Below are 19,641 nucleotides of genomic sequence, written 5' to 3'. Positions count from 1 at the left end.
GACGCGACGAACCCTTCACCCCACGCGCCCCGACCCCACGACCTCAGCAAGGAGCACCACCATGAGCACCGACACGACTACGCACCGCATCCTCGGCACCGGCATCTCCGAGGGGCTGCTGCTCAAGCCCGTCCGCTACCAGTGGGCCATGGACCTCTACGACCAGGCCGTCGCGAACACGTGGTTCCCCAACGAGATCCAGCTCGGCGAGGACCTCGCGGACTTCGCGCGCATGACCGACGAGGAGAAGCACGCCGTCACGTTCCTCATGTCCTACTTCAACCCCAACGAGCTGCTCGTGAACAAGGCGCTCGCGTTCGGTGTCTACCCGTACATCAACGCCCCCGAGGCGCACCTCTACCTCGCCAAGCAGATGTGGGAGGAGGCGAACCACTGCATGTCGTTCGAGTACGTCCTCGAGACGTTCCCGATCGACCGCGGGCAGGCGTACGACTCGCACGTGAGCGTGCCCTCGATGGCGGCCAAGGAGGAGTTCGAGGTCCACTACATCCGCCGCATGACGGAGCAGACGCTCGACATCACGACGACCGAGGGCAAGCGCGACTTCGTCCGCAACCTCGTGGCCTACAACATCATCCTCGAGGGCATCTGGTTCTACTCGGGCTTCATGGTCGCGCTGAGCTTCCGGCAGCGGAACCTGCTGCGGAACTTCGGCAGCCTCATCGACTGGATCGTGCGGGACGAGTCGCTGCACCTCAAGTTCGGGATCAACCTCATCCTCACCGTGCTCGAGGAGAACGAGGACCTGCAGACGCCGGAGTTCGCCGACGAGATCCGCCAGATGGTGCTCGACGCCGTGACGATGGAGGAGCAGTACAACCGGGACCTGCTGCCGAACGGGATCCTCGGCCTCAACGCCGACTACGTGAACCAGTACGTGCAGTACCTCGCGGACCGGCGCCTCGAGGAGCTCGGCTTCGAGCCGCACTACAAGGTCAGCAACCCGGCCAAGTGGATGGCGACGGCGAACGACACGCTCCAGCTGGTCAACTTCTTCGAGGCGACCAACACGAGCTACGAGGTCAACGCGAGCGCGTCCACGGCCCGCTGAGCGAGCCGCCGACCGGCACGCCCCTGGCGGTGGCGCGGCCCGACGCCGCGCCGCCGCCGGGTACCGTGCTCCGGGAACCAGGGGGCACCATGTCACGTCTCGCACGCCTCGCCGCGGCCGTCGCCGTCGGCGCACTGCTCGTCGGCTGCTCGCCGTCGACGCCCGACGACGGGCCGACCCGGAGCCCGGCGGCCGACACCCCGTCGGCCACGCCGACGCCGTCGCCGACGGCCGAGGCGGACCCCCGCCACCCGCCCGTGCCCGACGAGGACGGCTCGATGCCGAGCACCGACGGCGGTCTCGTGTCGTTCCCGAGCCAGCAGGAGCTCGAGGTCGGCGACACGGCCGTGGCGTTCTACGTGGGCACCGCGGACCAGGTCGAGAAGCCGGTCGCGTACGTGACCCTCACCGGCGTCACGGCGCGCGCGGGCCTCGAGCCGCTGTCCGACGGGTCACCCGTGCACGCGCTGACCTTCACGCTCGACGTCGAGGCGATCGAGGACTACTTCCTCTACCGCTCCGACCACACGGTCGAGCTGCCCGACGGCCGCCGCGCCGGAGGATTCTTCGACCCGCAGCAGCCCGCGGCCGACGAGATGCCGCGGACGAGGATCGTCACGGCAGGTGAGACGGCGACCGTGACCCTCACCATCGACGCCCCGGGGACCGAGGGCGTGTTCCGGCACAGCGAGCCGCTCGGCCTGCCGATCGCGTCCTGGTCCTTCGCCGCCACCCCCTGACCGACGCGAGCTGGAGCGTCCCGGCCGTGACACGCGGGCGTGTCGGGCCGGAACGCTCCAGCTCGCGGGAGGGGTCAGAAGGCGGGGATGACCTCGCCGGCCGGCCAGCGCTCCTCGATGAACGCGCGGACCTCGTCCGAGCGGAGCAGCTCGTCGAGGGTCGCGAGGGCCTCGTTCTCCTTGTCCTCGCTGCGCACCGCCAGGAAGTTCGCGTACGGGTTGTCCTCGCCCGACTCGAGCAGGATCGAGTCCTCGGCCGGGTTGAGGCCGGCCTCGAGCGCGTAGTTGCCGTTGATGATCGCGGCGTCGACGTCCTGCAGCGAGCGGACCAGCTGCTCGGGCGCCGTCTCGATGAACTCGAGGGCCTTGGGGTTCTCGGCGATGTCGAAGAGCGTCGGGTCGCCGTCGGTCGCGGCGAGCGTGATGACCCCGGCCTCCTCGAGCAGGTCGAGCGCGCGCGCCTGGTTGCCCGGGTCGTTGGTGATGCCCACGACGCCGCCCTCGGGCAGGTCGTCGATCGACTCGAGCGTCTCGGAGTACACGCCGTAGGGCTCGATGTGGACGCCGTCGAAGTGGTCGAACTCGAAGCCCTGCTCGGCGACCTGCGACTCGAAGTACGGCAGGTGCTGGAAGTAGTTGGCGTCGAGGTCGCCCTCGGCGAGCGCGGTGTTCGGCAGCACGTAGTCGTCGAACGCGACGATCTCGAGGTCCAGGCCCGCGGCCTCGGCGAGCTCGGCGTCGACGAACTCGAGGATCTCGCCGTGCGGCACGGGGCTCGCGCCGACGGTGAGCGTCGTGATGCCGTTCTCGTCGGCGGCGGGCGACGACGTCGCGTCCGCGTCACCCCCGCCCGTCGAGCAGCCCGCCATCACCAGGGCCGTGGCGGACAGGACGGCTGCGGTGCGGACGGTGCGGTTCATGGGTCTCTCCTCGTGGTGCGGCCCGGCGGCCGGTCGGCGGCCGGGAGGTCGGGGTGGGGGTCAGCGGTGGTCGAGGCGCCGCGCGACGACGTCGCCGACCACCTGGACCGCCTGGACGATGAGCACGATGACGACGACGCACACGACCATCACGGTCGTGTCGAAGCGCTGGTAGCCGTAGCTGATGGCGAGGAAGCCGAGGCCGCCGCCGCCGATCGCGCCGGCCATCGCCGAGTACGCGACGAGCGCGATGACGGTCGCGGTGAAGCCGGCGACGATGCTCGGCAGCGCCTCGCGCACGAGCACCTGGACGAGCACGCGGCCGCGGCTCGAGCCCATGACCTGGGCGGCCTCGACCTTGCCCGGGTCCACCTCGCGCACGGCCGTCTCGACGAGCCGCGCGAAGAACGGGATCGCACCGATGCTCAGCGGCACGACGGCGGCCTGCCACCCGAGGCTCGTCCCGACGAGCGCGCGCGTGAACGGCAGCAGCGCGATGGCGAGGATGATGAAGGGCAGCGAGCGCCCGATGTTGACGAGCAGCCCCAGCGGTCCGCGCACGAGGCGGAGCGGCCGCAGGCCGGCGGGCGCGACGGCGTGCAGCAGCAGCCCGAGCGGCAGGCCGACGACGGCCGTGACGAGTGCCGAGAGCCCGACCATCTGGAGCGTCTCGAGGGTCGCCTCAGGGACGGCCTGCGTGAGGACGGGGTTGTCCAGGAGTCCGGTGAGCATCACGCCACCTCTCGCGCGTCGAGGCCGGCGCCGCGCAGCGCGGCGAGGACCGGGACGACGCGGCCGTGCGGCAGGTCGAGCTGGAGGCGCCCGACCCGCAGGCCCGCGAGCGTCTCGATCGTCCCGGCGACGACGTCGACGTCGTCACCGAGCGCCGCCACCGCCGCGAGCGCGCGGTGCGTGGGGACGCTGGTCGTCGCGTAGGTGACCTCGACGAGGCGCCGGGTGTCGTCCGGCGGGAGGTCGGGGACGGGGATGAGCGCCTCGGACAGCGGCGAGCCGGCCTCCGTGACGACGTCGCCGAGTCGCCCGCTCTGCACCACGCGGCCGTGCTCGAGCAGGGTCACGCTGTCGCAGACCTCACGGACCACGCTCATCTCGTGCGTGATGATCACCACGGTGATGCCGAGCCGGTCCCGCAGGTCACGGATGAAGGACAGGATCTGCCGCGTCGTCGTGCTGTCGAGGGCCGACGTCGGCTCGTCGCAGAGCAGCACGTGCGGCTCGGTCGCGAGCGCGCGGGCGATCCCGACGCGCTGGCGCTGACCGCCCGAGAGCTGCGACGGGTAGGCGCGGCCGCGGTCGCCGAGGCCGACGAGGTCGAGCAGCTCGGCCACGCGCTCGGCGCGCCGGGCACGCGGGACGCCGGCGACCTCGAGCGGGTAGGCGACGTTCGCCGCGACCGTGCGCGAGTCGAGCAGGTTGACGTGCTGGAACACCATGCCCATCGCGCGCCGCGCCTCGCGCAGCCGCGCCTCGGGCAGCGCCGAGATCTCGCGGCCGTCCACGGTCACCGAGCCCGACGTCGGCCGCTCGAGGCCCGTGAGGCAGCGGACGAGCGTGGACTTGCCCGCTCCGGACCGGCCGACGATGCCGTGCACCGCGCCCTTCTCGACCACGAGGTCGATGCCGTCGAGCGCGACGACGTCACCACCGGCGGCGGGGTACACCTTGCGCAGGCCGGACAGCTCGATCACGGGGTCCTCCGGGGGCACGGCAGGGACGCGCCGCGCCGGGTCGTCCCGGTGGCGGCGGTGCGGGGCTGGGTGCGTGCGTGGCACGCGGGGCGTGACCGCGCGGGGCGGTCAGCGTGGGGTCAGGCGTGGGGCGCGGGCGCCGGAGGGTCGCTCAGCGGCGACACATGGCCCGACGGCACATTCGCACCGCGGGCATCGCCGCGCAGGTGCTGAAGGTGTCGAGGGCGGTCATAGGACGATTACACCACGCACGCGCGCGCCGTCCCGCATCGTCGTGGGCTCGGGTCTCACGATGAGGATGATCACCCCTTGCTCCGGAGCTCGAACCGCGCCCCGTCACACCTCTCATGCGCGGAGCCTCGTGCCCGCTGCGGAGCGCCGTGCCCCTCCGCGGAGCGCCGTGTCACGAGTGTGGAGTCGCGTGCCGCGACACGCCGGCGCGCCGTGGCACGGGGCTCCGCGCTGGGGTCGGTGGGGCGGCCCGGCGGCCGCGGGCGGGCGGGGGGCCCGGGTCAGAGGCGGGCGGTCCAGATGAGGAGCATCGTCACCAGGAAGCCGACCGCGTAGTTGACGCCGAGGAACCGGCGCCACCCGCGGTTGGCGACCTCGGCGTCCGCGTCCCGGACCGAGCGGAACGGCCACACGACGACGACGTACGGCAGCACGAGCAGCGCGGCGAGCGGCCCGGGGAACGGCGTCGCGAGCATCAGCGCGCCGCCCGCCAGGTACAGCGCGATCGCGAGGCGCACCGTCGTGCGCGCTCCGAGCACCGTCGCCACCGAGCCGATGCCGGCGGCGCGGTCCGGCGGGATGTCCTGCACCGCGCCGAAGGCCTGGCTCGCCGCGCCCCACAGGAAGAAGGCCGCGAGCACCAGCCACGCGCCGCGGCCGATCGGCTCGCCCGCGAGCACGAGCCCGTAGAGCGCGGGCGAGACGAAGTGCGTGCTCGAGGTCAGCGAGTCGAGGACCGGCCGCTCCTTGAACCGCAGCCCCGGCACGGAGTACGCCAGCACCGCGAAGAGCGAGACCGCGAGCACCGCCCACGACGCCGGCGACCCGACCGCGACGAGGTATGCCACGAAGGGCACGGGCAGCAGCGTCGCGGCCAGGAGTGTCGTCCGGTGCACGCGCCGGTCGAGGAGCGCGCCCTCGACGCCACCCTTGCGCGGGTTCGCGAGGTCCGACTCGTAGTCGAAGACGTCGTTCACGCCGTACATGAGCAGGTTGTAGGGGACGAGAAAGAAGATCGTGCCGAGCACCAGCCGCAGGTCGACGTCGCGCGTCGCCATGACGTACGCGGCCGCGAACGGGTACGCGGTGTTGACCCAGCTCAGCGGCCGCGACGCGAGGACCAGCTGGCGGAGCGTCCCGCCGCGCTGCCCCGCCGCCGGCGTCACGGGTCCCGTGGGCGCGTCCATGGTGGTCATCGTCCCGCACCCGGTCCGCGGGCGTCGCCCGCCTCGCTCGCGGCCGCGGCATCGGCCCCGGCCCGGCCCGCGCGCCGGCCGAGCAGGTGCCACAGCGCCGGCAGCAGCAGCACGACGGCGAGCGGGTAGCCGAGGTCCTCGACCGGCGCCCGCCAGAACCGCAGCCCCACGAGGTGCGCGTCGGCGAACTCGAACAGCCCCGCGGCGATCATGAGGTTGTCGAACACGATCGTCATGACGGCGAGGACCGCGAACGACCAGGCGACCGCGCGGAGCGACGGCCGGACGCCCCGCACGTGCGCGACGGCGACCACCGCGGCCGCCGCGCCGGCGAACAGGACGACGAGCAGCAGGTACGTCACCGACCGGCCTCCGCCGGTGCGCCTCCGCGCTCCCGGTCCCGGCCCGCGAGCCACCGCGAGAACGCGACGTAGAGGTTCATCGTGAGGTAGCACAGCAGGGTGAGGAACCCGAGCTCCTCGACCGGGAACTCGGGCGCGAGCAGCAGGCCGGTCATGAACGGCGTCGTGCCGCGGAAGAAGATGCCGATCGCCACGCCCACGAGGTCCCACGCGGCGAGGAACGCGACCCCGGCAGCGAGCACGACGGCGGCGCGGCGCGCGTCGGCGAAGAAGAAGAGCCGGTGGCGGTGGTCGAGCACGACCATGCCGCCGATCGAGACCAGCAGCGCACCGGCGTACGCGAGGCTCATGCGGTGACCGTACCGACCGCCGGTGCGGCCGCGTCCGCCGGTGCGGCCGCGTCCGTCCGGCCGGCCGACGGCGGCGCGGCGGCGGGCACGAGCGGCACCGGCAGCGGACCCGTCGACGTGTCGCCGCGCAGCCGCTTGACCACGAGCTCCGCGCTGATGAGGCACATCGGCAGCCCGATGCCGGGCACCACGGACCCGCCCGCGTGCAGCAGGCCGTCCACCCGCCGCGACGCGTTGCCCGCCCGGAACATCGCGCTCTGCGCGAGCGTGTGCGCCGGCCCGAGCGCGGTGCCGCGCCACGTGCCCAGGTCCTCGGCGAAGTCCGCCGGACCCACCGTGCGGCGCACGACGACGCGCTCGGCGAGGTCCGGCACGTCGGCCCACCGCGCGACCTGGGCGATCGCGGCGTCGGCGACGGCCTCGACCCAGGCGTCACCCGCGCCGTCGACGCCGCCGCGACCGAGGTCGGGGTCGGGCGGCACGGGCACCAGGACGAAGAGGTTCTCCGCGCCGGGCGGGGCGACGTCGGGGTCGGTCGCGCTCGGGCGGCACACGTAGAGCGAGACGGGATCGGGCACCCCGCGCACGCCGGCCGCCCCGGGCCGGTCGGTGGCGACGTCCGACCGCGGCGCGCGACGCAGCCCGGCGGGGCCGCGCCGCGGGAAGATCCGGTCGAACCCCTGCTGCCAGTCCTCGGTGAAGAGCAGCGTGTGGTGCTCGAGCTCGGGCAGCTCCCCGCGCACGCCGAGGTAGACGAGCACGGCGCTCGGGCCGGGCACGCGACGGTCCCACCAGCGCCGCGAGTGCGAGCGCAGGTCGGGCGGCAGCAGCGCGGTCTCGGTGTGGTGCAGGTCGGCGGTCGAGACGACGACGTCGGCGGGGAGCCAGTGCTCGCCGTCCGCGTCGGTCCAGCGCACGCCGGTGGCGCGCGCTCGGCCGCGCGCGCCGGACGCGCGGGCCGCGGCCGCGCGCGCCGCGGCGCCCCGCGACCGGGACCCGGGCGCCGCGGGCGTCGGCTCGGTCGTGATCGCGGTGACGCGCGCCCCGGTCCGGACCTCGGCGCCGGCGCCGACGGCGAGGTCGTGGATCGCCTCGATGAGCCGCGCGAAGCCGCCCTGCGGGTAGAGGACGCCGTCGGCGAGGTCGAGCCGGCTCATGAGGTGGTACATCGAGGGGGTGATCCGCGGCGCCGCGCCGAGGAACACCGCTGGGTACCCGAGCACCTGGCGCAGGCGCGGGTCGCGGAAGCGCGCGCCGACGTGCTGCTCGAGCGAGCGCGTGAGCAGCGCCGCGAGCCGCGGCAGCCGCGCCACGACGTCGGGGTGCGCGAGCGGCCGCAGCGACGCGTACGTCGTGTAGAGGAAGTGGCGCAGCGCCATCGCGTACGTGTCCTCGGCGACGTCGAGGTACGCCTCGAGCGCCGCGCCCGCACCGGGCTCGACGGCCTCGAAGCGCGCGACGTTGGTCGCGCGGTCGGCCGCGACGTCGAGGCGGCCCCGGCGCTCGAAGAGCACGCGGTAGCCCGGGTCGAGCCGGACGAGGTCGAGCTGCTCGTCCGCCGACGTCCCCAGGAGCCGGAAGAAGTGGTCGAAGACCTCGGGCATGAGGTACCAGGACGGGCCCGTGTCGAACCGGAACCCCTCCGACGCCCACGACCCCGCGCGCCCGCCGACGACGTCGCGCGCCTCGAGCACCGTGACCTCGCGGCCCTCGTGCGCGAGCAGGGCGGCGGTCGCGAGGCCGGCGATCCCCGCCCCGACGACGACGACGCGCGACGCCCGGCCGCCGAGGGCCGCGTCGCTGCCGCCCGCCGCGCGGGCGGCGCCCACGGCGCTCACCGGGCCGCCGACCGGAGCGCGCCGGCCGCGACGCGCGCCTTGACCGGGCCCGGCACGCGGACGCGCACGCGCGTCAGTTCCGTGGCGGGCGTGCGCTCGAGGCGGCGCGTGAGCTCGGTGAACAGCCCGGACGCCAGCGCGACCGCCCGGCGCGCCGACGGCGGCAGCCCGGGCAGCGCCTGCGCCGCGAGGCGCAGGTCGCCGTCGATGTCCGCGAGGATCTCGGCCTTCTGCGCCTCGGTGAGCCGCGCGGGGTCCACGTCGACGAAGTAGCTGCGGCCGAGCCGCTCGCTGTCGTCGGCCAGGTCGCGCAGGAAGTTGATCTTCTGGAAGGCGGCACCGAGCGCGCGCGCGCCAGGCGTCAGACGCGCGTAGTCGCGCTCGCGCGCCTCGGCGGGCACGTCGAGGAGGAAGACGCGCAGGCACATGAGGCCGACCACCTCGGCCGAGCCGTAGACGTACGCGCGCAGGCTCTCGGCGTCGTGCGCGGTGCGGTGCAGGTCGGTGCGCATCGAGGCGAAGAACGGCCGCGTGAGATCGGCGCCGATCCCGGCCTCCCGCGCCGTCCGAGCGAACGCGTGGACGAGGACGTTGGTGCTGTAGCCCGTCGCCGTCGCGCGCTCGGTCTCGCGCTCGAGGTCGTCGAGGAGCGCCGCCGCGGCACCGTCGGCGCCGGCCTCGGTCGCCGCGCCGTCGACCACCTCGTCGGCGAGCCGGACGAGCGCGTAGACGTTGCGGATGCGCGTGCGCGCGGGCTCCGACAGGAGGCGCGTCGCGAGCCCGAAGCTCGTCGAGTACTCCCGGACGACGACGCCCGCGGCGCGCTCGGCCACGGCGTCGTACAGGGTCAGGCGTGCGCTCATGCGGGCAGGCTCCGCGCGTCAGCGATGTGCCGCCCGACGTCGCCCAGCGCGCGGTCGATCTGCGCGGCGACCGAGGTGACGACGGCGCCCGCCCCCGCCGGGAGCGCGCCCTGCTCGGCACGCGTCCGGACGGTGGCGAGGTCGGCGCGCACCGCGTCGGACACCATGGCCGGCGCGACGGACCGCGCGAGCGCGCGGCGCAGGCGCGCCGCGGTCGCCTGGTCGAGGTCGGGCCGGCCGACGTGGTCGGCGAGCTCCGCCCACACGGGCATCGAGCGCGCGTGGAGCATGAGGGGCGTCCGCTTGCCCTCGCGCAGGTCGCTGAGGTTGCTCTTGCCCGTCTCGACCTCGGGCGCGAAGACGCCGAGCAGGTCGTCGACGAGCTGGAAGGCGCGACCGAGCAGGCGGCCCGCGTCGTCGAGCTCCGCCTGGACGTCCGCGCCCGCGCCCGCGAGGACGGCGCCCGCGCGCAGCGGTGCGCGGAACGAGTACATGGCCGTCTTGGACTCGGCGACCCGCAGGGACTCCTCGAGCGTCGGGTCCTGGAGGCCGAGGCCGTAGGCGGTGTCGGCGAGCTCGCCGCCCGCCGACACGAGGACGACCTCGTCGAGCAGGTCCCGCAGCGCGTCGCGGCGGCCGGTGGGAAGGTCCGCCCCGCCGATGAGGCGGTGCGCCTGGCTCAGCGCGAGGTCGCCCGCGAGGACGGCGGCCGCCTGCGACCACCGCTCGGCGGGCACGGCGGGGTGGCCGCCGTCGAGCGCCTCGGCGCGCATGGTGGCCGCGAGGTTGGGCTCGCCGCGGCGCACGCTGTCCTGGTCGATGAGGTCGTCGTGGACGAGGAACGCGGTGTGCAGCATCTCGAAGCCCGCGCCCACGCACACGGCGGCCTCGGGCTGGTCACCGCCCAGTCCGGCGTGGATCCGGACCACGATCGCCGAGCGGAACCGCTTGCCCCCGCGCACGCTGCGCGCGATCTCGGCCCAGAGCCGGACGTAGGACGGCCCGAAGGGCGCGGCGCGGCGTGCGGCGTCGTCGAGCACGCGGTCGAGCAGGCGGTCGACCTGGGCCTCGACCGCGAGGCCGTGGGGGTCGGACGCGGCGGCGGACGCAGGGACCGGCGCGGCCGCCGTCGTGGGCGCCTCGGCCCGGGCGGCGCCGCCCGCCGCGCGTCGGGCGTCGCCGAGGTCCGTGGACGTCGACGGCGAGCGCGTCGTGAGCACGCCCCCGGCGAGGTGGGGCCGCGCGCCGACGGCGGTCACGGCCGGGACCCGGCGAGGAGCGGCAGCACGGGTGCCGAGCTGACGAGCCACGGGCTGAGCGCCCAGGGCGCCGCCTCCACCGCGCGGCGCAGCGCGTCGGGCGTGACCCACGCGTGGTCCATCACCTCGTCGGGGTTCGGCCGGACCTCACCGACCGCGCGCGCGGTGTAGATGGGGCAGATCTCGTTCTCGACGACGCCCGACGCGTCCGTCGCGCGGTACCGGAAGTCGGGCACCACGAGCTCGAGGTCGGCGAGCTCGAGGCCCAGCTCGAACGCCGCCCGCCGCCGGACGGCGTCCGCGATCTCCTCGCCCGGGGCCGGGTGCCCGCACACGCTGTTGGTCCACACGCCCGGCCACGTCTTCTTGGCGAGCGCGCGGCGCGTCACGAGCACCGACCCGTCGGGCCCGAGCACGTGGCACGAGAACGCCAGGTGCAGCGGCGTCTGCGCCGTGTGCACCGTGGCCTTGTCGGCCGTGCCCAGGCGCGTGCCGTCGTCGTCGAGCAGGATGACGGTCTCGACGGTCGTCATGCGGGGCCCCTCCCCCTCGTGGCACTGCCGGCGGCGCCCCGGACGGCGTCGCGGCCCGGCTCGCGCCGGTCGGGCGGAAATACTCAGTATGCTGAGCATATCCTGCGACGGGATCTTCGTCCCGGCGAGAACCGGTCGCCCCATGGTGCGGCACGGGAGGCGCCCCGGCCAGAGGAGGACGAGACGTGCCGGACCGACCCGCGCTGTCCGTCGTCATCCCGGTGCGCGACGACGCCCCCGCACTGCGCCGCTGCCTCGCCGCGCTCGCGGCGCAGACGCTCCCGGCGCACGAGGTCGTCGTCGTCGACAACGGGTCGGTGGACGACAGCGCGGCCGTCGCCCTCGCCGCCGGCGCGCGCGTCGTGCCCGAGCCGGAACCCGGCATCCCCGCCGCGGCGAGCACGGGCTACGACGCGGCGACCGGCGACGTCATCGTCCGGTGCGACGCCGACACCGTGCCGCCCCGCGACTGGCTCGAGCGCGTCGCGGCCGCCTTCGCGGACGACCCGCAGCTCGACGCCCTCACCGGGACCGGCACGTTCTACGACGTGGGGCCGGTGCGCGCCGCCGTCGTCGGCCGGCTCTACCTCACCGCCTACTACGTGCTCATGCACGCGGCCATGGCGCACCCGCCCCTGTGGGGCTCGGCGATGGCGCTGCGGCGCGAGGCGTGGCTCCGGGCCCGCCCGCTCGTGCACCGCGACCCCGAGCTGCACGACGACGTCGACCTCGCGTTCGCGCTCGGGCCGCACGCCCGCATCCGCTACGACCGCAACCTCCGCGTGCGGGTCTCGGGCCGCTCGCTCGTGGGCGCGCGCCAGACGCGGCGCCGCTTCGCCCGCGCCTTCGCGACGCTCCGGCTCAGCTGGGCACGGACGCCGCCGTGGCGGCGGTGGGCCGAGCGGCTCGGCGGCGCGCCCACGCGCTGATCCCCGCACCCGCGAGCGCCGAGCCGAGCCCGCCGATCGCCATGTCCTCGATCGTGTCCGCGTACGCGACGTAGATGGTCGGGTCGATGTGCTTGTTGCCGAGGTACTCCGCGACCTCCCACGCGACGCTCAGGGCGAGGCCGAGCGAGGTCGTCACGACGACCACGCCGCGCGGACCGGCGGCGTCGCGCGGGTCGGCCACCGCGCCCCGGCGCAGCAGCGCGAACCACGCGACGGCCGCGGCGAGGCCGGTCGCGACGAGGTGCAGCGCGAGATCCGTCCACCACACGGCCTGGTAGACGTCGAGCGCCCCGAACCACGCCGCCACGAGGAGGAACGCGCCGTAGGCGACGTCGAGCGGCTGCGGCACGCCCAGCACGCGCGGGACCGCGAGCCCGCCCAGGACGAGCGCGAAGAGCGCCGCGTCGACCGGGCCGCGCCAGACCACGGCGACGACGAGGCTCAGCACGCCGAGGAGCCGCACGACGTCGGCCGGCACGGCCCGGGCTCGCTCCTGCGGCATGGCGTCACTGTAGGTGCGCCCGGGGCGGGCCGCCCGGGCTGGCGGGCGGCCGCCGCCGGCGTCGGCCCGCGGGTGCGGCGGCGGGGACGCCGCCCTAGCGTGGCCGACATGCGCACCGTCATCGCGGGCGGCCACGGCGCCGTCGCCCTCCTGCTCACCCGCCGGCTCGCCGAGCGCGGCGACGAGGTGGTCGGCCTGGTCCGCAACCCGGACCACACGGCCGACGTCGAGGCCGCCGGCGGCGGCGCGACCGTGCTCGACCTCGAGCACGTCGCGGCCCGCGAGCTCGTGCCCGCGCTCCAGGGGGCGGACGCCGTGGTCTTCGCTGCCGGCGCGGGGCCGGGCTCGGGCGCGGCGCGCAAGGACACGGTGGACCGCGGCGCCGCCGCGCTCCTGGCCGACGCGGCCGAGCACGCGGGCGTCGCCCGCTACGTGCTCGTCTCCGCGATGGGGGCCGACCACCCCGAGCGCGCGTCCGACGACGTCTTCGGCGCGTACCTGCGCGCCAAGGCGGCGAGCGAGGCGGACCTGCGCCGGCGGGGCCTCGACTGGACCGTCCTGCGCCCGGGCGCGCTCACGGACGACCCGGCGACGGGCCTCGTGCGGCTCGAGACGTCCGTCGAGCCCGGACGCGTGAGCCGTGACGACGTCGCCGCGGTGCTCGTGGCGCTGCTCGACGAGCCGGCCACCGCCGGGCTGACGCTCGAGCTCACGTCCGGCGAGGACCTCGTCGACGCCGCCGTGCAGGCGGCCGCCCGGGGCGAGGCGGGCGACGGCTCGGCGCACGCCGTGCAGGCCGAGGCCGAGGCGCACGCGACGCAGCGGCCACGCGGCCGGCACCGCGCGGACGACTAGGCCGCGGCGGCTCGCCCGAGCGGTCAGCGGCGGACGACGATCAGCCCGAGCTCGGCGACGGTCTCCGCGGCGCCGCCGCCCGTGAGGCGCGCGCGCACGGGGAGCGGCGCGGCGCCCTCGGTGTGCGCGGGGGACTGCATGCTCACGCGCACGGTCGTCGACCGGCCCGGGGCGAGCGTGCCGAGGTGGGCGCAGCGGGCGTCGGCGTCCGCGGGGCCGCCCGGGGCGCAGAGCCAGCTGTCGGCCTCGAAGCCCGGGACCCACTGGACCGGCCGGTCCTGCAGCACGTCGAGTCGCAGCCCGCTGAGCGGGACCGTGCCGGTGTTGGTCACGGTCCACGAGACCGTGCCTGTCTGGCCCTGGACGAAGGTCTGCGCGCTGCCCGCGAGGGTCGCGGACGTCACCGGCGCCTGAAGGGTCAGCGTGTGCGTGCGCGTGACGTCGTCCTGGCCCTCGCGGTGCACGACGACGCCGAGCGCCCCCGTCCGCGTCGTCGTGCCGGAGCCGTCGTTGCGCACGGGGAGCGTGAGCTGCTGCCGGGCGCCCGGCGCGAGCGCGGCCGTCGTCTCGCACACCCGCGCGCCCGAGGTCGTGCAGGCCCAGCCCGCGCCCGTCGTCGAGGTGCCCGCCGGCAGGGTGACGACCGCCGTGACCTCGGACGTCGTGCCGCCCGTGTTGTGCAGGTCGACCGTCGCCGTGGCCGTGGCCCCGACGGCGAGCGTCGTCGGCGTGACGCCGGTGGCGACCTGGACGTCCGCCGGCGCGGACGCGAGGAGCACGCTCGCCGTGGCCGAGAAGTCGCGGACGGCGGCCCGGACGACGCCCGTCACCTGGCCGTCGACGACGACGCTCCGCACCGGGAGCACGACCGTCGTCGCGCCCGTGGCGAGCACGGTCACGGGGCGCTCGAGGGTGCTGCCGCGGACGGTCCAGCCCTCGGTGGACACCGCGGCAGCGCCCTCGGGCAGCGTGACCGTGAGGGTGTCGGTGACGTCGGTGCCGCCGATGTTGACGAGCTCGACCGTGACCTCGCCCGTGGCGTCGCCGACGAGCGCCTCGGGCGCCGTGAGGCGTGACGCGCTCCGCAGGTCGGGCTGCGCCTGGACCACGCGGACCTCGTGCGCGAAGGTCCGGGTCTCGCCGCCCTCGGTGATCGTCACGGGCAGCGGGTAGGTGCCGCTCGGCACGCGCCCGGGCGGTGCGACGAGGTGGAGCGTAGGCAGCACGGCGCCGGCGTCCGCGGGCACGCGCGGGTCGAGCGTGCAGGTGCGCGACCCGTCCGCCGCGCACGTCCAGCCCGTGCTCGTCGGGGCGAGGGTGGTCCCCGCAGGCAGCTCGACCGAGACGGTCGGGTAGCCGTCGGTGCCGCCGACGTTCGTCAGGCGCAGGGTGGCGTCCACGGCTGCGGGCCGCGCGGCCTCCCCCACGAGCTGGAGCGTGTAGGACGCGGGCGCCGAGCGCACGACGATGCCGGACGCCTCGACGTCGGGGGGCGAGGCGACACCCGGGGCGCGGACCGAGGCGGTCACGGCGGCGGTGCGCGCCACGTTCCGCAGCGCCGTGTCGGCGGCGAGGTCGAGCGTGAGCGGGACCGTCCCGCCGCGGGGCAGGCGGTCGAGCGTGCAGTCCAGCGCGGTCACGACGGCGGCCGAGGGCGCGCACGCCCACGGGCTGCCGGGGGCGACCGAGGCGGAGACCTGCGTGGGCAGGCCCACGGTGGCCGTGACGCCGCTGAGCGACGTGCGGCCCGGGTTGCCCACGGGGACGGTCACGGTGGCGGGTGCGCCGGCGACGATCTCGGCGGGCGCCGCGGGGCTCGCCAGGGAGAGCGCGCCGGGAGCGGACGCGAGGTGCGCGGGCAGGGCGGTGTACGCCGGCGGGTCGCCGAGGTCGGGCGCCCAGGTGCGGATGCCGACGCTCAGGTCGGCGGCGCCGTCGAGCTCGTCGTCGACGACGACGACCGACACCGCGAGCACGCTCGTGGCACCGGCCGGGAGGCCGTCGCGCACGCACTGCGCCGTCGTCGCGTCGGCGGGTCCGCACACCCACGCCGAGTCCGCGGTCGCCGTGCGCGCGTTGCCGCCGCCGCCGACCTCGCCCGGGACCTCGGTGAGGGACCACGCGACGTCGGGTCCGAAGGAGAGCTCGGTGCGGACGGCGCCGGCGTAGTCGCCACCGGTGTTCGCGACCTCGACCTCGACGATCTCCGGGACGCCCGCGGTGAACGTCACCTCGGGGAGCGCGAGGACGCTGATGCTGGGCGGCGGGACCGGCTCGGGCTGGGGCTCCGGCGCGGGACCGGGGGTGGGGTCCGTGCCCTGTCCCGCGGCCGGCGGCGGGTTCGTCGTGCCGGGGTCCGCCGGCGTGTCGCCGGCGCCGCTCGCCACGGCGCCCGACGTCGTCCCGCCGGCCGTCCCGTCCGCGGGCGCCCCGCCCGTGCCGTCGGTCGTCGCGTCGTCGGTCGCCCCGTCGGTCGTCCCGGGGGTCACGGTCGGCCCGTCCTCGTCGGTACCGCCCGCGGCCTCGTCGTCCGCCGTCGGCGCGGGCTCGCTCGGGGCCTCGATCGCCTGCGGCTCGCCGGGCTCGTCCTCGGAGGAGAAGACGCCGAGCACGCCCGCGACACCGACCGCGGCCGCGACGACGACGCCCGCCGCGGCGACACCCAGCGCACCGACCGGCACGGCGGCCAGCAGGGCGGCGACCCCGCCGCCCGTGGCCGCGGCGGCGGTGCCCGCGGCGGCGGTGCCCGCACCGGCGGCGACGGGGACGGCGGCCGGCGCCGCGACCAGGCCGGGGGCGGCCGGGAGTGCCGCGGCGCTCGCCGAGGGCGCCCCGGCGGTGCTCGCGACGCCGACGCCCGCGGCGACCAGACCGGAGGCGGCCACGCCCGCAGCCGCCGTCGTGCCCGCACCGGCCGCCGACGCCGCGCCGACCGTCGCCGCCGTCGACGCCGTGGACGCGACGCCGCTGCCGACGGCCGTGAGGCCGCTCGCGGCCCCCGATCCGGCGGCGCCGGACCCGGCCGCACCTGCGGCGCCCGAACCCGCGGCACCCGATCCCGCGGTACCCGCGACGCCCGAGCCCGCGGCCACCGCCGCGGCTCCCGCGGCACCCGCCGCGCCGCCGAAGCCGACGCCGTGCAGCACCGCCGCGGCGACCGCGCCGAGCACGAGCGGCGCGACGACCAGGCGCATGCCGTGGTTGACGTCGCCCAGCTCGAGCACGAGCGCGCGGCACGTGCCGCACTCCTCGAGGTGGCTCTCGACGAGGAGCGTCTCGCGCTTCGCGAGCCCGCCGCGCACATAGGCGCCGAGCTTCTTGTTGATGATCGTGCAGGCCTCGTCCTCGGGAGCGGCGAGGTGCTGCTGCAGGTACGCCTGGCGCAGGCCCTCGCGGGCGCGGTAGGCGAGCGCGGCGACGCCGTTGGCCGTGAGGCCGAGGATGGGCGCGATCTCCGCCGGGCCGAGCTCCTCGACCTCGGTGTACCAGAGCACGGCCTGCCACCGCTCCGGGAGCGACGAGTAGGCGCGCGAGACGACGCCCCGCTCGAAGCCCGCGAGCGCGGGCTCCTCGGTGGACTCGGCCGAGCCGACCGCCGCCTCGAAGGTCTCGACGTCGTCGGTCGCGACGGCGCGACGCCCGGCCTCGACGCGCTCCATCGCGACACGCCGCAGGACCGTGAAGAGGTACGCACGGAAGGCGACGTCGGGCCCGCCGCCGCCCTGGATCGCGGAGAACACGCGCGAGAAGGCGTCGGAGACCGCGTCCTCGGCGTCGGCCGCCCGGTTCGAGTACTGCCGGGCGACGGCGCGCGCGGCGCCGACGTGGCGCTCGTAGAGGACGCCGAAGGCGGACGCGTCGCCGCTGCGGACGGCGGTGATGAGCTCGGCGTCGCTGGAGAGGTCCCAGGCGCTGCTGATCGTCACCTGACCTCCTGCCGTCGCTCGTGGTCCTGCGGGTGGTGCCCCTGCCGGGTGCCCTGACCTGCGGGCGGGGGCCGTCGGGGGTGGGCGGTCCCGAGATCCAGCGTCTCACAGGCGGTCAAACGCCCACTGGTCCCTCCGGGTGACATCGGCGCGTCCGGACCGGTTCTGAAGCCCTCGCGCGAGATGACGCGCGAGGGCGCGCGGGAGCGTCGCGAAAACTGGTCCCCGAAGTCGCGTCATGGCCGTCGTGGGACGCGCTCTCATCCGGTGTGACGACCACGGATCAGATGCGCGACGCCTGGGCGGCGACCCTGCGCGAGCAGTGGCGCGCCCGCACGGTCGAGCAGGTCTGGCTGCGCCCGGGCGACTGGTACCACCCCGCCGTCGACGCCTTCACCGAGGCGCTGGCCTCCGGCGCGTGCACCGCTGCCGCGGCCGCCCGCCTCGGCGAGGTGCGCGGCGCGGCCGGCGTCGGCATCGCGGAGACGCTCGACGACGTGCGCCTCGTCTACGAGATCCTCGGGCGCGAGCCCGGCATGGACGTCGTCCGGGCCCTGTGCGAGGGATGGTCCGGCGCCGTCGAGTCGCTCCCGGTCCAGGTCTCCTGCATCGACCCCGAGTCTGGCCTGCCGACGCTGGAGTACCTCGGCGTCCGGATGGGCGAGACGTACGGCGCGGCGCGCCGGTACGGCCACCAGGCGCACGTGAGCCACTGCCTCGTCCTCGTCGACGTCGCGACCGAGGACCTGCCGCCCTGGCGCCGCATGGCCCGTTCGGCCGCGATGGGCCGGGCGCTGTCCTCGGCGCTCCCCGCCGGCCACCCGATGGCCGCGCTGGGCGGCGGCGCGTTCGCCGTCCTCATCGCGCGCGACGGGGACCTGGGCGAGGCGGTCCGACGCATGCGCGACCAGGTCAACGACCACGCCGCGCGCCTGCAGATCGCCGACCTGCTGCGCCAGCCGCCGCGGATCTGGATCGAGCCGCTGCCCGAGACGCACGAGCAGTCCGTCGACCTCCTCCACCAGCTGCGTCGCTGACGCGGCTCCCGAGTCACCAGCATCCCCCCACGCGAGAGCGGGGTCGCGCACCGCGCGGCCCCGCTCTGGTGGTCCTGGCCCCTCGACGGGCGAGGCGTCAGCGCTCCCCCCGCGGCGACGAGAGGTGCCGCACCGCGGCGAGCACGTGCTCGTGCGGCACGAGCGCGGTGCCGGTGCGGATCGTCAGGCCCTGGGAGCGCAGCGAGCGCCACAGCAGGTCGTCCTCGAGCCCGCGCGCGCCCGGGTGGTCACGGCGCAGTCCCGGGACCGCGCGCACGACGAGCCGGGCGCGCCGGCCGCGGCCGCGGGGCGTCACCGAGCCGATCGCGTGCCACGGCAGGTACGCCGAGCCGGCGTTCGTGCCCGGGACGGCCACGTGCAGGCCCGTCGGCTCAACCACCGCCATGACGTCGACCTCGCGGTGGACCATGTGCAGGACCGAGGCGAAGAGGAACACGCTGAGGGCGACCGTGAAGGCGATCGCGGCCCCGAGGGCGCCCATGAGCGCCCCGAGCGTGGCCGACATGTCGGTCTGGGGCGTCGAGCCGGCGAGTGCGCCGAGACCGGTCCCCGCGGCGACGCAGGCCAGCATCGCGAGGACGAGCGGGACGTTGCCGCGCCAGACCAGCCGGCCCACGAGCCGGCGGTCGGTGCGCACCACGAGCGGGTCGGCCGCGGGCGGCGGCGGACCCGGGGGCACGGGTGCTGCGGGCGTCGGTCCTGCGGTCACTGGTCCTCCGTCGGGCCGGTCCGTCCGGTGCGCCGGTCGGCGCGGGAGAGGGCGAGCAGGAGGCTAGCGGTGCCGACCGTCGCAGCGCAGGTCAGCCGCGGTGCTGCGGGCGCCAGACCACGAGCGCGCCGCTGCTGGTGACCCGGGCCGGCCGGTGACCGCGTGGGACCGCGACGACCTCGCCCTGGGGCCCGGCGGCGAACACGCGCCGCCCGGGGTCCGCCATCGAGCGCAGGAGCTCGACCTGCTCCGCCAGGCGCTCGACCTGGCTCTCGAGCTCGAGGATGCGCTTGATCCCGGCGAGGTTGACGCCCTCGTCCTGGGACAGCCGCTGGACCTCGCGCAGCGTGGCGATGTCGCGCAGCGAGTAGCGCCGGCCGCGGCCCGGCGCGCGGCCCGGGGAGACGAGGCCGAGCCGGTCGTACTGCCGCAGCGTCTGGGGGTGCATGCCGGCGAGCTCGGCCGCGACCGAGATGACGAAGGCGGGCGCGTCGTACGCCTGCTGCGGGATCGACGGCACGGGCGCCTCCTCTGCTCCTCGTCCGGTGGTCTCGGCTCGGCCGCTGCC

19 protein-coding genes are annotated in these 19,641 nt (G+C 76.1%); 5 read left to right on the top strand and 14 right to left on the bottom strand.

What is annotated here, in order from left to right; genetic code table 11:
• Positions 1-61: 61 nt before the first annotated feature.
• Both JIG38_RS07570 and JIG38_RS07565 read left to right on the top strand, forming a co-directional pair.
• The gene (locus JIG38_RS07570) at positions 62-1,072 is read left to right on the top strand and encodes a ribonucleotide-diphosphate reductase subunit beta (protein ID WP_199423156.1); all 1,011 of its coding nucleotides are present in this window, start codon (positions 62-64) and stop codon (positions 1,070-1,072) included.
• 89 nt (positions 1,073-1,161) lie between these two features.
• Positions 1,162-1,812 carry a hypothetical protein gene (locus tag JIG38_RS07565; protein WP_199423155.1) on the top strand — a complete coding sequence of 217 codons (651 nt, stop codon included), beginning with the start codon at positions 1,162-1,164 and terminating at the stop codon, positions 1,810-1,812.
• Positions 1,813-1,886: 74 nt separating this feature from the next.
• On the opposite strand, the gene JIG38_RS07560 is transcribed toward JIG38_RS07565, so the two are convergent.
• The 10 genes from JIG38_RS07560 to idi form a co-directional block, all read right to left on the bottom strand.
• Positions 1,887-2,732 carry a MetQ/NlpA family ABC transporter substrate-binding protein gene (locus JIG38_RS07560; RefSeq protein WP_199423154.1) on the bottom strand — a complete coding sequence of 282 codons (846 nt, stop codon included), beginning with the start codon at positions 2,730-2,732 and terminating at the stop codon, positions 1,887-1,889.
• A 60-nt stretch (positions 2,733-2,792) separates the two neighbouring features.
• Complete coding sequence (locus tag JIG38_RS07555; RefSeq protein WP_199423153.1) at positions 2,793-3,464, bottom strand: methionine ABC transporter permease; 672 nt, start codon at positions 3,462-3,464, stop codon at positions 2,793-2,795.
• Positions 3,464-4,441, bottom strand: a complete 978-nt coding sequence (locus tag JIG38_RS07550; protein WP_199423152.1) for a methionine ABC transporter ATP-binding protein — start codon at positions 4,439-4,441, stop codon at positions 3,464-3,466. The genes JIG38_RS07555 and JIG38_RS07550 overlap by 1 nt, the downstream gene beginning before the upstream one ends.
• 512 nt (positions 4,442-4,953) lie before the next feature.
• Entirely contained in the window at positions 4,954-5,859 is a 906-nt protein-coding gene (locus JIG38_RS07545) for a prenyltransferase (RefSeq protein WP_199423151.1), read from the bottom strand.
• Between the two features lie 5 nt (positions 5,860-5,864).
• Positions 5,865-6,230, bottom strand: a complete 366-nt coding sequence (locus tag JIG38_RS07540; RefSeq protein ID WP_199423150.1) for a lycopene cyclase domain-containing protein — start codon at positions 6,228-6,230, stop codon at positions 5,865-5,867.
• Positions 6,227-6,580, bottom strand: coding sequence for a lycopene cyclase domain-containing protein (locus tag JIG38_RS07535; protein WP_199423149.1), 354 nt, complete (start codon positions 6,578-6,580; stop codon positions 6,227-6,229). The genes JIG38_RS07540 and JIG38_RS07535 overlap by 4 nt, the downstream gene beginning before the upstream one ends.
• On the bottom strand, positions 6,577-8,409 hold the full coding sequence (gene crtI, locus JIG38_RS07530; protein WP_199423314.1) for a phytoene desaturase family protein: 1,833 nt from the start codon (positions 8,407-8,409) through the stop codon (positions 6,577-6,579). Before crtI ends, JIG38_RS07535 begins: the two co-directional genes overlap by 4 nt.
• A gap of 5 nt (positions 8,410-8,414) precedes the next feature.
• Entirely contained in the window at positions 8,415-9,281 is an 867-nt protein-coding gene (locus JIG38_RS07525; protein ID WP_199423148.1) for a phytoene/squalene synthase family protein, read from the bottom strand.
• A complete protein-coding gene (locus JIG38_RS07520) occupies positions 9,278-10,540 on the bottom strand; it encodes a polyprenyl synthetase family protein (protein WP_199423147.1) in 1,263 nt (420 codons plus the stop codon). Before JIG38_RS07520 ends, JIG38_RS07525 begins: the two co-directional genes overlap by 4 nt.
• A complete protein-coding gene (gene idi / locus JIG38_RS07515; protein WP_199423146.1) occupies positions 10,537-11,073 on the bottom strand; it encodes an isopentenyl-diphosphate Delta-isomerase in 537 nt (178 codons plus the stop codon). Before idi ends, JIG38_RS07520 begins: the two co-directional genes overlap by 4 nt.
• Before the next feature lie 185 nt (positions 11,074-11,258).
• Here idi and JIG38_RS07510 point away from each other — a divergent pair, with 185 nt between their 5' ends.
• Positions 11,259-12,002, top strand: coding sequence for a glycosyltransferase family 2 protein (locus JIG38_RS07510; RefSeq protein ID WP_199423145.1), 744 nt, complete (start codon positions 11,259-11,261; stop codon positions 12,000-12,002).
• On the opposite strand, the gene JIG38_RS07505 is transcribed toward JIG38_RS07510, so the two are convergent.
• A complete protein-coding gene (locus JIG38_RS07505) occupies positions 11,935-12,525 on the bottom strand; it encodes a DUF2238 domain-containing protein (protein WP_199423144.1) in 591 nt (196 codons plus the stop codon). The genes JIG38_RS07510 and JIG38_RS07505 overlap by 68 nt on opposite strands.
• A gap of 108 nt (positions 12,526-12,633) precedes the next feature.
• On the opposite strand from JIG38_RS07505, the gene JIG38_RS07500 reads away from it, so the two are divergent.
• Positions 12,634-13,380 carry an SDR family oxidoreductase gene (locus tag JIG38_RS07500; protein WP_199423143.1) on the top strand — a complete coding sequence of 249 codons (747 nt, stop codon included), beginning with the start codon at positions 12,634-12,636 and terminating at the stop codon, positions 13,378-13,380.
• Between the two features lie 23 nt (positions 13,381-13,403).
• Here the strand turns inward: JIG38_RS07500 and JIG38_RS07495 are convergent, their stop codons facing one another.
• Positions 13,404-17,306 carry a sigma-70 family RNA polymerase sigma factor gene (locus JIG38_RS07495; RefSeq protein ID WP_199423142.1) on the bottom strand — a complete coding sequence of 1,301 codons (3,903 nt, stop codon included), beginning with the start codon at positions 17,304-17,306 and terminating at the stop codon, positions 13,404-13,406.
• Positions 17,307-17,575: 269 nt separating this feature from the next.
• Here JIG38_RS07495 and JIG38_RS07490 point away from each other — a divergent pair, with 269 nt between their 5' ends.
• Positions 17,576-18,343, top strand: coding sequence for a hypothetical protein (locus JIG38_RS07490; RefSeq protein ID WP_307844665.1), 768 nt, complete (start codon positions 17,576-17,578; stop codon positions 18,341-18,343).
• 97 nt (positions 18,344-18,440) lie between these two features.
• Here JIG38_RS07490 and JIG38_RS07485 read toward each other — a convergent pair whose 3' ends face one another.
• Both JIG38_RS07485 and JIG38_RS07480 read right to left on the bottom strand, forming a co-directional pair.
• A complete protein-coding gene (locus tag JIG38_RS07485; RefSeq protein WP_199423141.1) occupies positions 18,441-19,073 on the bottom strand; it encodes a hypothetical protein in 633 nt (210 codons plus the stop codon).
• Between the two features lie 91 nt (positions 19,074-19,164).
• Positions 19,165-19,593 carry a heat shock protein transcriptional repressor HspR gene (locus tag JIG38_RS07480; protein ID WP_307844664.1) on the bottom strand — a complete coding sequence of 143 codons (429 nt, stop codon included), beginning with the start codon at positions 19,591-19,593 and terminating at the stop codon, positions 19,165-19,167.
• Positions 19,594-19,641 lie beyond the last annotated feature (48 nt).

It is taken from the genome of Actinotalea solisilvae (genome assembly GCF_016464425.1).
In the GTDB taxonomy this organism is placed as follows: domain Bacteria; phylum Actinomycetota; class Actinomycetes; order Actinomycetales; family Cellulomonadaceae; genus Actinotalea; species Actinotalea solisilvae.
The sequence above is the reverse complement of the archived record's forward strand: the minus strand, read 5'-3'. Positions and strand labels throughout refer to the sequence as shown.